General features: G+C 55.5%; 9 protein-coding genes. All 9 read right to left on the reverse strand.

Going from position 1 to position 13,989, the window contains the following annotated elements; all coding sequences use genetic code 11:
- Window positions 1–81 precede the first annotated feature (81 nt).
- Complete coding sequence (locus AB1S56_RS21350) at window positions 82–1,080, reverse strand: cell wall hydrolase (RefSeq protein WP_340870442.1); 999 nt, start codon at window positions 1,078–1,080, stop codon at window positions 82–84.
- A 215-nt stretch (window positions 1,081–1,295) separates the two neighbouring features.
- Window positions 1,296–2,207, reverse strand: a complete 912-nt coding sequence (locus AB1S56_RS21355; protein WP_340870440.1) for an aminoglycoside phosphotransferase family protein — start codon at window positions 2,205–2,207, stop codon at window positions 1,296–1,298.
- A gap of 702 nt (window positions 2,208–2,909) precedes the next feature.
- Window positions 2,910–3,155 carry a hypothetical protein gene (locus AB1S56_RS21360; RefSeq protein ID WP_340870438.1) on the reverse strand — a complete coding sequence of 82 codons (246 nt, stop codon included), beginning with the start codon at window positions 3,153–3,155 and terminating at the stop codon, window positions 2,910–2,912.
- Between the two features lie 115 nt (window positions 3,156–3,270).
- Window positions 3,271–3,792 carry a tail fiber protein gene (locus AB1S56_RS21365; RefSeq protein ID WP_340870436.1) on the reverse strand — a complete coding sequence of 174 codons (522 nt, stop codon included), beginning with the start codon at window positions 3,790–3,792 and terminating at the stop codon, window positions 3,271–3,273.
- 19 nt (window positions 3,793–3,811) lie between these two features.
- Window positions 3,812–4,312, reverse strand: a complete 501-nt coding sequence (locus AB1S56_RS21370; RefSeq protein WP_340870434.1) for a tail fiber protein — start codon at window positions 4,310–4,312, stop codon at window positions 3,812–3,814.
- A 15-nt stretch (window positions 4,313–4,327) separates the two neighbouring features.
- Window positions 4,328–4,846, reverse strand: coding sequence for a tail fiber protein (locus AB1S56_RS21375; RefSeq protein ID WP_340870432.1), 519 nt, complete (start codon window positions 4,844–4,846; stop codon window positions 4,328–4,330).
- A gap of 30 nt (window positions 4,847–4,876) precedes the next feature.
- On the reverse strand, window positions 4,877–9,478 hold the full coding sequence (locus AB1S56_RS21380; RefSeq protein WP_340870431.1) for an S-layer homology domain-containing protein: 4,602 nt from the start codon (window positions 9,476–9,478) through the stop codon (window positions 4,877–4,879).
- A 265-nt stretch (window positions 9,479–9,743) separates the two neighbouring features.
- Complete coding sequence (locus tag AB1S56_RS21385) at window positions 9,744–12,674, reverse strand: S-layer homology domain-containing protein (protein WP_340870430.1); 2,931 nt, start codon at window positions 12,672–12,674, stop codon at window positions 9,744–9,746.
- Window positions 12,675–12,816: 142 nt separating this feature from the next.
- Entirely contained in the window at window positions 12,817–13,986 is a 1,170-nt protein-coding gene (locus AB1S56_RS21390; RefSeq protein ID WP_340870429.1) for a response regulator, read from the reverse strand.
- Window positions 13,987–13,989: the final 3 nt, after the last annotated feature.

The raw sequence follows: 13,989 nt of genomic DNA on the forward strand, positions 1-13,989 counted from the left end.
CCGGCAAAAAAGCCAGGCCCAAGGAGAATCTAAGATCCGCCTCGACGCCTGGCTCTTGCTGTCTATCTTCGAACGATCCGCTTACTTGGCAAAGCTGTGATGCCCGATCGTCACCACAACGTCCAAACTTTTGAAGAAGGAGCTTTTCGACACCTTTGGGTTGAAAAAATAAACGGCATTCTGCACATTGTTTTTACCATTCAATGCGTCCTTAGCCGCTCTCAGCACGCTGGCGTTCGGCTTGCTTTTGTCCAGCAGACCGTTATGAGCGGGTGGAAATTGCTTGCCGGAGTAGATGACGCCCTTGATCGTGCCCGGGAATCGGGCGTCCTTCATGCGATTCAGAATGACATTCGCTACGCCAAGCTGCCCCTCGTACGACTCGTTCCCCGCCTCAACCTGTGTGATCTTGGCTAGAAGCCAATAGTCCTCTTCCGTAAAAGCTTTGGCCGGTCTCGACAATACGGACGGGATGACGACTCGCACCTTCGCGCCGACCTGGAGCTCGGCTCCGGCATCCAGCTCGTTGCGAGCCAGCAAGGCCGCACTGCTGCTGCCTGTCTCCACGCTAATATCCGCGAGTCCGTATCCTTCCGTTACGACAGCCGCCTCAACGGTCGTGAGCTCCGCTGTATTCTCGGCGTCGTTCCACTTCACCTTCGCATGCAGCAGCTCTGCCGCATCCCTCAGCGGAATATAAATTCTCCCCTCCGCAATAAAGGGCGGCTCCGTCAGCAAGTACCGGCCTTCGTTAAAGTATACGACCGGAACCTCGTCCCCAAAAACAACCTTATCTCCTAGCTTCGTATGTAGCGTCGCTTCTTGCGTTGCGGCGTTCCAGGTTATCTTCGCGCCGAACAACTCGGCGACTCTAGCCGCAGGCAGGAACAGCCTGCCATCAAGCTTTCTAATGGGGTCGGCCAGCTTCAAGGCCTCGCCATCAAGCTTAATCGTGACGTCTGTCGCCACCGCCGCCTCGCCTTGCGCGGCCAATGCCGATAACGGCATGATGCTAAGCAGGAGCATCGCCCAAATCGCGATGATGAAGCGCCTGCCGCTTCGCTTGTATCCTCTGTCCATGACTACCTCCCGTTAATTGGAATGTTACCGGTCTTTCGTCATCCGAGCTCTGGCAAAATTATAACACGGTCAAATCGAGAAAAGGATTAACCTTTTCACAGAATTCGGGACAAGGAGGCGTATTCCGCTCACCAGTCAGACCGTTCAACCATAAAAAGCAGGCCGCTGGGGCGGCCTGCTTCAGGTGAATTTGTGAGGTTGTCGCAGGATAATTCCTAATCCAGAAGCTTGGCAAAGCGCTCCGTCATATGGATGCCTCTATGCCAATCATTCCCTACGTCTTCTATAGTCCAGCAGGCTTCAAGCACACCACGAGCTACGCCCCACATTGCAATTCGGAGTGGGTCAAGTTCTAGCCGATCTGCTATTATCGCCATTCGATTCCGCAACACCTGCTCGCTATCACCGCCACGATCCTCATAGTTCAATAGAAACTGAATAACATCGAAGTGGATATCGCCAACTAGACCTTTCGGATCAATAACAACCCATTGCTCATCGCCATGGCGAAGTATGTTTTCATGATGCAGATCACCATGCAGCAGAGTAGATTCTTTTGTCGTCGCGATGAGATAAGCCAGGCATTCCTCGGCATTTTCCACCCAGCTTTCCGGCAGGGGACCGGTAATGTGTACGTCGCTGAATCGCTCGCGGTATCGCTCAATTGCTCCAAAGTGCTGCTTCATGGACGGATACTGACTATTGGAAGGTGTTGAATGATGAAGGCGGCGAAATACTTGGCAAAAGATTTGGGTGGCAAACACGTCATCCTCTATTGTAGATAACGGCAGACCTGGGTCAGCCCCCTCCAGCAGGACTGCGCCACATTTTTCATCTGCATCAAGCACCTTAATCGCTCCACGACCCTCAAAAGCGCGAAGCACACTAATCTCTCTTGAAAGCTCGTCCTTCATGAAGGACGATTTAAAGACAGCGGGACTACCATCGCCGCGCTTTCCTCGGAGGACAAAGTTATAAGTTAATCGTGGATATGGCGCTTCCGGGTAAAAATCGAATCTTCTTGCAAAGTCGGACATTAACTCTGGCAGCGCACCAGCCCAGGCGACACCTTGCTCACCGTGGAGTTCTTGCATTCTATCTAAAAATGAATCTGGAATCACAATCATAATCGCAGTTGCTCCTTCCGGTGAAGTCGTTCAGACACCCGTCGCAACAACGATCTCTCATGTCGCTATCGCGCGCCAACAGGCCTCAACTGGCACATTAACGACTCCGCGTGTCGTTGATACACGATGTTAATGCTACTCCAAAGCAGCAGCGATTACTGGTGTCGTTATCGAGTGACTTTGCTGCAATTGCGAAATTTGTTGCGGACGGAGCAGGGTTTGAGCATTTAGACGTGCCAGGAACGTCTATTCCTGCGGATGGAGCTGAGTTTGTGCATTTAGACGTGCCAGAAACGTCTACTTCTGCGGACGGAGCCGGGTTTGTGCATTTAGACGTGCCAGGAACGTCTATTTCTGCGGATGAAGCTGAGTTTGGGCATTTAGACGTGCCAGGAACGTCTATTCTGCGAATGGAGCTGAGTTTGTGCATTTAGATGTGCCAGGAACGTCTATTCCTGCGGATGGAGCTGAGTTTGGGCATTTAGACGTGCCAGGAACGTCTATTCCTGCGGATGGAGCTGAGTTTGGGCATTTAGACGTGCCAGGAACGTCTATTGGCGCCGAAGTCGGCGCTGGTCCTTCGACGGCGCAGGGGCCGGCCCGGCGCCGGCTCCTTCACCGCCCTCGGGCCGGCCTCGACGCCAGCCCAGGCGGCAGCGGCAGCGCCAGCCTCAGCCTGCCGCCCGGGCTGGCGGCACGCGTTTACGACTTGTCCAGGTTGTCGCCGGAGGACCCGGAGGCCGGACCTGGACCCTTCTTGGCGCCGAAGTAGTCTCGGCGCGAGCCATCGCGGTACGGCGTGCCTCCGATGATCGCAAGCGCGATAACACTTAGGCACAGACCCAGGCCGAACCACAGCAGGGGGCTGCGACCGCGCCGTGAGGCCATAAACGCGCAGCAGCATGCTATAACTAACATTGGAATGATTAGTTCCCATATTGAATTCATTACGGAATCGCTCCTTCATCGTCATCATCATCTACCAATTATACCACGACAGATTGGAGTCCAATAGCAAGGACGGCATCCGATGTTATCGAATGCCGTCCCGTCCATGCATAAGTTATGGTCTTTGAGGATAGATGCCTTGCAAGGCGATGATATAATTGACGCCCAGATACGGCTGCATATTATTATGCGGCTGACTGCCGCCCGTCGGAGATAACGCTCCCGGATTCATCGCCGCATCGGGTGCCGTCCCATAGACGGGATACGCGCCGCGACCTTGCACGATGCCAGCCCAGACGGCATTTTCCGGGGAGCCGCTGCTGCCAGAGGTTGCATATTGGGGCACATGGGTATGCGCCGGCATCTCCGCAGGCTGCAGCGTCACATTCGGAGCACCCCCTGCTTCGCCTAATGCGTGGTGGCTAAGTCCAGCTCCCTGACCCTGCTGCATGGGCGCCCTTCCCCTCAAATCCGGAAGAGCGAAGGTTGTTCTGCCATCTCCGCCATACGTTGTGCCTAATAAGGAAAACAAAGCCGTATTCTGCGCAATAGCGATCAGCTGGCCATCGCACTTGGCCCAGCCCTTCGGTGCAAAATTTCCGGAAACCATTCGAATCTCGCCCACAAACGCTTCCATTGTTCAGCCTCACTTTCTCCTAATTATGCGTCGGGAAAAGCCCCACCACGCAGATGCAATAGTTCATGGCCAAATATGGCTGCATATTGCTGTGCAGCTGGCTTCCGCCTGCAATACCGATCGCGTCGGCTCGCAATGTCGTGTTCGCTTCAGGTGAGAAGACAGGTGTGCCATTGCCTGCCCTGCTCCAAACATTGTTGAAGGGAGTATACTGAGTGGAAGCCACATCGCTGGCCGATACAGTATGTGTGTGACTCGGTATTTCGTTCATAGTCAGCGCATGCGTCTCCTCCCCTCCCCTTTGGCCCCATTCGATTCCTTTGCCGGCATGCACCGGTGCCCGCCCCCTCAAGTCAGGCAATGCGAAGGTCGTTCTTCCGTCTCCGCCATACGTTGTTCCCAGCAAGGAGAACAACGCCTGATTCTGACTGATAGCCAGCAGCTGCCCTTGGCACGGCAGCCAATTTTTTGGTGTGAAGGCGAAGCCAAACAGCTTTATTTCTCCGATATAGGATTCCATCTTCTGAAGCACCTCCTAATTGGACTGAGGATAAATGCCTGTGGTCGCAATAATAAAGTTAAGCGCCAAATATGGCATCATGTTGTCATGCGGCTGGCCGCCGCCTGCACCTGATAAGGCTTGTGGATTCATATTGCCTGCCGCCGGGCTAGTGGAATACGTATTTTGCGTGGCATCGCCCGCCCAATAAGCGCCTGCAGGCCCTGCAGCGGTACCCGCAAGAGAATGAGCATGAGCCGTGTGCGTGTGCTGAGGAAGCTGGTTCTGCGTAAGCTCTACCTTCTCCGTCCCCGCCATCGCGCCCAATGGAAAATGTGTGCCGGACGTTGGCGCAACGCCTTGGCCTATGGGTAGACGACCAGTCAGATTCGGCACAGCGAATGTGGACAAGCCATCTCCGCCATAAATGTTGCCAAGCAGCGAAAACAACTCCTCATACTGCGAAATTGGAAGCAGGGCACCATTGCACAGCACCCAGCCCTCCGGAGCAAAGTTGCCTGCGAACATACGAATTTCTCCTACATATTGATCCATCCCCGCAATCCCCTTCCTTTAGAACAGAAATTAATTCATAAACTGGCCAGCCTGCAAAAGCTTGACGACTACGGAGGCCAGCTGCTCTCTCGTCATTGGCGCGCCCGGCAGCAGCTCGCTGCCGTTGCCGTTCACAATGCCTAGCAGTATCGTGAATGAAGCAGCCTTGGCCGACCAGTCCTGCAGATCGCCTTGGTCCTTGAACGCTGCCAGTGCAGCTGCCTGCTCCTCCTCCGTATAGGCAGGCTGCAGCTCCATTAACCGGAACGCGCGGGCTAGAATGACCATCGCTTCCTCACGCGTGATTTGCTCGTCAGGGCGGAAGGTGTGATCCTCATACCCGTTAATTAATCCAAATGCCTGAGCGGCCGCTACGGAATCGGAGTACCAGGCATCGCCTTCTATATCGCGGAACGTGCCTGCGCGATCCACGTTATACAGCCCAAGCGCTCCTGTCAGAATCGACGCAAATTCCGCCCGGGTTACGCTTCGTTCAGGTGTGAACTTGCCCCCGCCCGTTCCTTGGACGACAAGGCGTGAAGCCAGCTCATCGATGAATGGCTTACCCCAGCCAGCCACATCCTGGAAGGAGGTCTCATAAGCGATCAACATAAACACGCCTCCCGCAAAGCTGTGCACCCTCATCTGAAGCTGGCCGTCCCGGTATTCCATCCTTGTCGGCACATGAACAACCTGGTCATTCGGCAGCAGCAGAACAGCTGTTGTCGGCCTCTGTCCCTTCAGCGCCTCGTCTCCATACGTCACCGTCAAATAACCCTTCACACTATTTAGCTTCGTTCTGCCCTCGGCGCTCTGCCTGTATAGCTGGTAAACCATTGGATTTCCAAGCAAAGCAAACTCCTTATCCTTCGCTATGCGGTCCAGCTTGCCAGCCGTCGCCTCATCCGCCCTCTTGATCTCCAGCACGAGCTTGGAGTCTCCTGCGCTCCAGCCGCTCAGCAGCTCGTCGATTGCGTGGGAGGATAAACCGAGCCTTACACTGCCCATATGAACGATAAGCGTCTTGGCTCCTTCATCCAGCAGCTCCAGCAGCCTCTCATCAACGCCAAGCTCCGCGCTGTCTATCTTGTCGCCAAGCTCTATCACAATGACCTCATCCGTAGATTTCCCAATCACGTCAGACAGACGATCACCATCCAGCGTAATAACAATGACCTCACGCCCGTCACGAAGCTCGCTTGTGGCATCGACGCCCGGAACCCCGGATAAGCCTTCAAGGGTTACGACAGGCTTTGGCGGAGGCGGAGCAATGATAACAATCGGCGCATGATTCACAATAGTCACCACAGCGGGTGGAGAATCATCCGTCCCATCATTCGCCTTATACGTAAACGTCACGCTGGAATAGTGGCCCGGCTCCGGTGTGTAACGGAACTGCCCTGTTGCCGTATCGAGCGTTATCGTTCCTTTTGAGGGGGAATCCACAGTCGCATACGTTAGAGCATCGGACTCCACGTCGACCGCCTGAAGCTGGCCGTCAACAGGCTGCCCGCTATAAGTCGTGAACTGCAGCTCTTCGGCAGACGGCACATCATTCACCGAAGACACGGTAAGGTCCATATCGGCTGAGGAGGCGGCTGCCAGCCCGTCGGCGGCTGCCGTCCATTCGAAGGATGTGGTTCCGAACCAATGCGCAGCCGGCACAAATTGCAGCTTAGCCAGATCGGCAGGCACAAGCTTGTCGCCGGCTGCTACCATTGCGCCATCCAGCTGCAGATTTCCATTTGACGGAAGCGACAGAATGGTAATGGCATCTACCGGAATGCCATCGGCATTGGCATAGATGAAATCGGCCGTCTCGAAATCAATGAGTTGGTCCTCCATGCCCGTCACGCTGCTATTTGATGCAGTTGGAATGGAGCGATAGAGAATGGAGTCGCTAATGGCTGCCGCATTCACATTGCCGGCTTGGTCCTTAAGCTCCATATATACTGTTTTGGCTCCATAGCCAGGGGAAAGTGCCCAGCTCCGCGATGAAGCAGCCGCCTCCCATGCCCCCCATGATACACCGTCATTCGAGAGCCGCAGCTCCAGGTCCGTCGCGTCTGCAAAGGAGATATTCAGCATGACGTCCAGGCTTGTCGAAGCTGCTGCCCCGTCATGAATAGTGAGGCTCCCTGTGGGGGCCGTCCGATCGATGGTAAATGCCATTAATGCTTCATTGCCATAATCATCAATGACCCGAAGGGAATAGTGTCCATCAGCCGACACGATGGTTCCGCTGGTGAATGGCTCCCCGTTCAATGTCGCTGTCAGCACGGAGTCAGGATTGGCATCCCAGTAGGCCGGCGTTACCGCTGTGCCGTAGAACAAGCCATTCGTTACGCCGCTTATAACAGGAGGCGTTGCATCGATGCTGAATGACATCGCCGTCGTGTTGCCCGCCGAGTCGATGACGTTCAGCGAATAGCTGTTATCCGCCGATATCGTCCCTCCGCTTGCAAAGGGCGTACCGTTAAGCGTTGCGGAGCCTTCATTAAAGGTGACGGTAACGGGTGTATTTCGTTTGTCCCCATGGTTAACGCCGCTAATGATTGGACTCACCGTATCCAGCTCAATGGTATCCGACCAGTTGCTGATGTTGCCCGCTGAGTCGCGCAGCTGCATATACACCGTCTTCAAGCCGTCTCCCTCGGTCAACTGCCAGCTGGGCGATGGCTCCACAGCGGTCCAATCATCCTCCGTCCATCCGGAGCCCGTGTTCGACAATCGCATGGCTGCCGCATCGGCAGGCACAATTGTGAGTGTAACGTTTCGGGAGCTCGTAGCCTCCATACCGCCCTGAATCGTAATACTGGCCGGCTGTGGAGCCACCGTATCAAGTATTATGGAGTGGGAATACGAAGACACATTCCCTGCAGCGTCTCTGATGTCCAGGTGCACTACCTTACCGCCGTCACCATCCGAGAGTGTCCAGCCCCGCATAGCGGCTGCCGGCTCCCACGCTGCGACTGCCAGCTCTCCGGCTGAATTCGCCAGTCGCATCTCCATGGCGTCCCCATAGACAATCTGCAGATGGACAAGCGGCCCCGTGGCGTATGCAACACCATTGTTAATCGACAATGATCCCGTTGGCGCGGTCCTATCCAATGTAATGGCATCGCTGGCTGAGCTTATGTTGCCAGCAGCGTCCCGAAGCTCCACGTGGACAGTCTTGAGACCGTCTCCCTCGGACAGCGTCCACGAATGCGTAGCAGCCGCTGGTATCCAGCCGCTCCAGCTTACGCCGTCATTCGAGAATCTCATCCCCTCGGCATCGTCGTAGTCTATCAGTAGACTGACTTGGGACGAGCGGGTATAGTCCTGTCCGCCGTCAATGGACAGACCGCCTGCAGGCTTCGTTGTATCAAGCACAATCGTTGCTTGCCGCACACTGGATTCCAGTCCATCGGCATCCCTCGCTTTGACATGCACCGTCTTCGTTCCATCTCCCGGCGTGAGCGTCCATGGCACAGAGGGGGCCGCAACAAGCTCCGACCAGGTCAAGCCATCGTTCGACAGGAGCAGCTGCGATACGTTGTTCTCCGGGTCCCAATAGGCGACAGCCACCATAATCGACGTGGCATTGGCAGCAGGCGCGCCTTCATTCAACTGGACAGCGGAGAGAGACGGCGCCTCCGGCACATTCGATACTTGAACGGTTATCATTTGCTGAAAAGTATGGCCCGCGGAGTCGGTCACCTGCACTTGAAGGCTGTAGCTGCTCTTGGTCTCGTAGTCGAACACCTCCTGGCTCAGGAGCTCGTTGCCGACAATGGAGAAGCTGGAAGCGTCGCCGCCAGGCACAATTGAATAAGTAAATGTTTCTCCGGCATCAGGATCGGTGGCGCTGAAGGTGCCGATTGTTGTTCCTGTGGCTGTATTTTCCGCTATCGTGTTAGAGGTCAGTGATAGAGCTGTTGGAGGGAAATTCGGCGAGTATTCATAGAGGAGGTACGGAACGCCGGTATAATCAGGAAAGCTGTCGGCATCGTTAATTTCAAAAACATGAAAGTAGTCCGCCGCACTGGGGTCTGGTTCGTTTTTGTCCGCAAGGGTTGGGCCATCCAGCACGAATGTGGCGAAGGTGTCAGCGAGCTGCTCCTCGATAAAGGCCGTCACATCAAAGCTCGCGGTTAATGGAGGCTTCGATCCTCCGCCGCTGTAATAAGCAACATATGCGTCATAAGCTATCGTCTTGGTCTCGATTAGATCGGTTAACCTGTTCACTTCCGGTACATCGCTTAGCCCTCCCGAGGCTTCTGTCCAGTCATCGTCCTCCGAGCCGTACAGGTGGATATAAGGATCAATGGTAGACTGATTGCGCGCTACCCGGCCATTCAGCAAAGGAATAACCAGCTGCACGGATTTCAGCTTGCGCGCAGGATCAATTGTGCCAGCCAGCTGAAACTGGAGGTGCATCGCATGCTGCCCATACCCTTCCCAATAGCCAATATAATTGCTTCCCCCTTCCCCGTTGTACGAGCTTGAATCATCGTTAAACTTATCGAGCTCGGGATAAATGGTGCCTGATTCGCCGGCGGCGCTGACCATTATGGCCGAACCGATGGGGTTCAGCAGCATCAGCAGCATAGACGATGCCAATAAACTTGCCAGCTTGTTTTTCATCATTGCCTCCTTATCATTTTTTATAAAAAATGTATGCAATCTGCCAATCTATGATGCTGGTTTTCCTATTCCATAGATTAACATAAATTACCTAATAGGAACATACATTTTACCAGAAAATCCATATGTTATCGACTTTCCCTGACACAAACGGCCGTTCCATATGAACGGCCGCATGCTTGACTATGATAGGAGGCTGGAGGATGACGAGCTCTCGCTCCGCTATTATGTTTGATTGGTTCGTTTTGCTGTCCTCATCGTTCTCAGTCTAGTTGTCTAGCTTCTCTACTACGCGCACAATCAGCTTCATTGCTTCCGCTCTCGTGGCGGAAGCGCTAGGCGCGAATACGCCGGAGCCCTTGCCCTGCATCATGCCGCGTTCCTTCAGCGACTCCGCCGCACTCTTCGCCCACGCCGGAATAGCCGCATCGTCTGCAAAGCTTGTCGTCAGGGCAGACTGTCCTCCCAGCCCCAGCGCGGCTGCGATGACGACAGCCATGGCCGCCCGGGAGATCGGCTCGTTCGGACGGAAGGTGCCGTCCTCGTAGCCATTCACATAGTCGGCAGCCGCAGCAGAGGCTACAGCCTCCCTTGCCCAGTCGGCGATTGTCAGCCCATCGGCAAAGCCTGGATCCTCTTCCGTCTTCGGCAGCTGCAGCGCGTTCGCCAGCATAACCGTAAATTCCGCTCTCGTCACGGTACGCTCTGGACGGAAGGTGCCATCTCCGTAGCCGGAGGCGATCCCAAGAGCAACGGCCTTCTGGATCAGCTCCTGGGCCCAGTGGCCATCCGTATCGCTGAACGTCATGGCAGGGGATTGCATATCATCAACGGCCAGTACAGCAAATTTCGTAAAATGATCCACCTGCGCGGAAACCCGGTCCCCCTGAATCGTCGCGCCTGTCACTTCTACCCATTCCTTCGCCAGCTCGTCATAGTAGAACACGCCGACCCGCTGTCCGTCCTTCAGCTTGTCGGGATTAAAGCTGAAGCTGACGGTGACCGGATGGAGGAAATTGTCTGTCATGTCCTTGAGCAGCTCATATACAGCGCCGCTAAGCAGCGTGTGCCCCTGGAGCAGCTCCTCCGCTTTGACTGCTTTCTCGATGGTAATCGTCATCGACCGATTGGCCGCGCCCTTCGGTATTTGGACGGATGCTTCATGCCCTAGAGCAACCTCGCCAGCTTCTCCCGCTGGCAGTGTAAGCCGTCCAAGCCCGTTCGCTGGAGCTGTCGGAGGCGCAGGAGGCACATAACCAACCTCTGGCTCCGCTCTCTCGAAGCGCTCGTACACTCGAATCCGGCTTGTGTTATCCTGCTCTTGCCTTTCCGTCACGTAAAACCTTCCGTCAGGCGCTACAACAAAGGACTGCGGAAAAGCAATTTCCCCCTCGTTATCTCCCCAGGTCGCAAACAGCTCGCCGTCCGAGCTATACTGCCGAATGCTGCTGCGGAGCGGATCCAGCAAATAAACAGAGCCCTCTCCGTCAGCCTCAATGTTGTATCTCGGCGCAAACGGAGTCCAATGCCACTCCTCTCCCGCTATTGCCGTAGACCATTCCGACACGATCTCTCCGCTGACATCATAAGCTGCGATTAGACCCGTCCATTCGTACAATACAAACACATGGCCGTCGCTGCTTACAGCCATTCTTGCCGGGCTTCTAAGCTCAAACCCCCAATCATCTTCCCACTCCCATTCCTCTTCCTCTTCCTCTTCTACCACTTCTTCCTGCTCCTGCTCCTCCTCATTCTCATTCTCTTCTTGTTCCTCATTATCTCCACTGGGTGTGGCAGCTTCTAACGGCCATTGCAGAAGGAACTCGCCGTCAGCGTTAAACTTCTGAATGCGGTCAAAGTCCAGAACGTAGAGACTGCCTTCGGCATCCAGACCGATATCGCCCATTTGGCCGAACTGTCCTTCTCCCTCACCCTGCGTGCCCCAGTAGGCAATGAGCTCGCCGTTCGCATCGAGCTTCTGAATTCGATAATTTCCGCTGTCAGCGACATACCTATTGCCTTCACCATCAACGGCGACATCCGTCGGATACAGGAACTGGCCAGGGCTGCTCCCCGCCCCTCCTGAACCGTTCATGAAGCTGCCGGAGGCATTGAACTGCAGAAGCATGTGGCGGCCGGCTTCAAGAATATACAGCTTCCCCTCATCATCCACAACGCCCTCTCCCCACATTGGGCTCAGGCCTCCGTACTGCCCGAACGCGGCTTGGAACGCGCCATCCGGACCGAAGGTTTGAACACGCGAATTTTGCCCGTCCGCAATGTGTACATTCCCTTCAGCATCAACGGTTAATCCCCAGGAGAAACGGAATTGTCCCGTCTCGCTTCCTTCCGAGCCCCATTGGGCCAAGAAGCCTCCCTCGTCATCGAACTTCTGAATACGGTGGTTATAGCTGTCCGAGACATAGACATTGGCGCTGGCGTCAACCGCAATGCCCATTGGATTGAACAGCTGTCCGTCCTCGCTGCCTTGCGTGCCCCAAGACGTCAGAAATTCGCCTCCCGCACTGAACTTGATGACGCGATGCAGATAACGATCCGCTACATACACGTTGCCCTCCGCATCCACCGCGATTCCGTCCGGATTTAACATTTGGCCATCGTCAGCGGAGCCGTATTGTCCCCATTTCAGAAGGAGCTCGCCTGATGCATTAAACTTTTTAATGCTGCCATTCATATCCGATACGTATACGTTGCGGCTCGCATCCACCGCAAGCCCGACAGGCTCATTGAATTGATTGTCCGCCGTTCCCTGGCTTCCCCACTGCCCTATATACGCGCCATCCGCGCTAAACTTCTGGACCCGGTTATTGAGCTCGTCCAGCACGTATACATTGCCCTCAGCATCCACTTCCACCTCTGCCGGCTCATCAAACTGCCCGTTGCCGCTGCCGTACGTGCCCCACTTGAGCAGGAAGCGGCCTTCCTCGTCAAACTTCTGAATGCGATGGTTGTATTGATCCGCGACATATCGATTGCCCTCGGCGTCGACCGCCACATCGGTAGGAAGGTCGAATAAGCCATGGGTAGGCAGCTCGAAGCCTCCCTGCTTGACTACTTCATCCAGTCCCGTCACCATAGCTGCCCGCACTGTGGCAAGCTCTGCGCCCGGCGCGATCGTGCCGACGAATATGGCAATCGCAAGCCATCCACAGAACCTTTTATTATTTCGTTTCCGCATGCTCCTAATCCCCCAGATTGTTCATTTGTATCTGTAGCCGGGAACCAAGCCAGCCCCTCTGCCAGATACTCCTCCATTGTAGCGGCTTGTCCTTTTCACAAACTGAAAGAAACGCGCTTCATGTCAGGTTTTGAAGGAAGGATTAAGAAATAGGGCCACGCCCATTGCGAAAATATCCCATCGGGTCCGCAGCCACCTTGCGGTAATCCAGCTCCTCGGCACCCTCCGCGTCCAGCAGCTCCGCCATCATAGCGCAGTACTCCCGCGCATCCGCGCTCCTGCCCGAGAGCAGCAGCAGCGCGGCCAGCTTCGCGTGGAAGCGCTCATCCAACGGGTGCAGATGCACCAGCTTCTGCATCGGACTTAGCGCCAGCTCGTGCCGCGACTGCCCGGCATAGGCGTCGACCATCGCCTCCAGCAGCCCTGCGTAGCCAAGCTCCAGCTCCGCCTGCCGTGGCGCCGCCCAGCCATAGCCGCTGCCCGAGAGATAGCCGTCGCCATACAGCTGAATGGCCCTCACCAGCTGCGCAAGCGACCCCGTGCGCTCGTATTCACGCACCGCCAGCTCATATTCGGCTACGTCGTCTTCGATGGCGCATGGCCACTGAAGCCGATAGCTGCCTCCTGCCGTCTTCATCTGCTCGATCGCTCCGTGCAGACCGCACGCCTCCAGATCCTTGCGCAGCTGATACACCGTCGAATGCAAATTAGTCTGCGCGCGATCTGCGTCGCGTCCCTCCCACAAGGCATCCAGAATGTACGACTTGCCGACCGCCTTGTCCCGATGATGATGCAGGAGCGCCAGCAGCTCCCTGCTCTTCGAATTGCGGAACCGCACCTGCTCCCCCTTCTCCGACGCAATCGTAAAGGGTCCAAAGCTGCTTATGTTCCACTTGTGCTTATCCGTTGCCGGAGCCCCAGCCGCGCCCGACTGAGAATGGGGACCGCGCCGCTTCTCCAGCCTCTCGAGCGTACGCATTAAGTCCTCCGTCGTAAACGGCTTAAGCACATAATCGATGGCCTCCACGCCAAATGCGTCAAGCGCGTATTCCTCATACGCCGTCAAGAAGGAGACGTACACCTCCGGACGGATCTCCTTCAGTCTTCCCGCAACCTCAAGTCCATTCATTCCGGGCATCTCGATATCGAGGAGCACAAGATCGACCGGCTCCGATGTCGTCAGCATATGCTCCAGGAACAGCTTCGGACTGTCGAACAAGCCTCCTACCTGTACCCCCTCCAGCGTCTCCAGCAGCTTGCCCGCTCTTCGCAGCGCAGGCAGCTCATCGTCCACCGCAATGACGCGTATCATACC

This window comes from Paenibacillus sp. PL2-23 (assembly GCF_040834005.1).
In the GTDB taxonomy this organism is placed as follows: Bacteria; Bacillota; Bacilli; order Paenibacillales; family Paenibacillaceae; genus Pristimantibacillus.